Here is a 418-nt window from a genome sequence, read left to right as displayed (position 1 = left end):
GTGCTCAGGCCTCGTCGAGGGCGAAGGTCTCGAGGCGCTCCACGAGGGCCACGGTCTCCGCGTCCAGGTAGGCGCGGGCGGCAAGCAGCCGCGGCAGCAGCTCGCGCTGGGTCGTCGTCGCCCGGAACAGCAGGCCGCTCGTCACGTCGTGGTCGGGGACGAACGTCCGGCGGATCTCGTCGCCGGCCCGCACGGTGCCCGCGCGGACGACGGACAGGTACGTCCCGGGGCGGGCGTCGGCGGCGAAGCGCTTCACCCAGCCGCGCTCGGCGAGAAAGCCGGCGAAGGTGCGGCAGGGGACGCGCGGATCGGTGACCTCGAGCTCGAGGCCCTCGCCGTCCGGGTCGCCGACCGACCACCGCTCCCCCACCAGCGCAGCCTCGAGGTCGAGGTCGACGGTGGTGAGGTTCTCCCCGAA

Annotated in this window: 1 protein-coding gene; it reads right to left on the bottom strand. The window is 74.4% G+C overall.

Going from position 1 to position 418, the window contains the following annotated elements; genetic code table 11:
* Positions 1 to 4: 4 nt before the first annotated feature.
* The coding region (locus RM812_RS42580; RefSeq protein ID WP_311586431.1) for an MOSC domain-containing protein at positions 5 to 418 on the bottom strand (414 nt) is incomplete at its 5' end.

It is taken from the genome of Streptomyces lancefieldiae (genome assembly GCF_031845825.1).
Taxonomy (GTDB): domain Bacteria; phylum Actinomycetota; class Actinomycetes; order Streptomycetales; family Streptomycetaceae; genus Streptomyces; species Streptomyces lancefieldiae.
The sequence above is the reverse complement of the archived record's forward strand: the minus strand, read 5'-3'. Positions and strand labels throughout refer to the sequence as shown.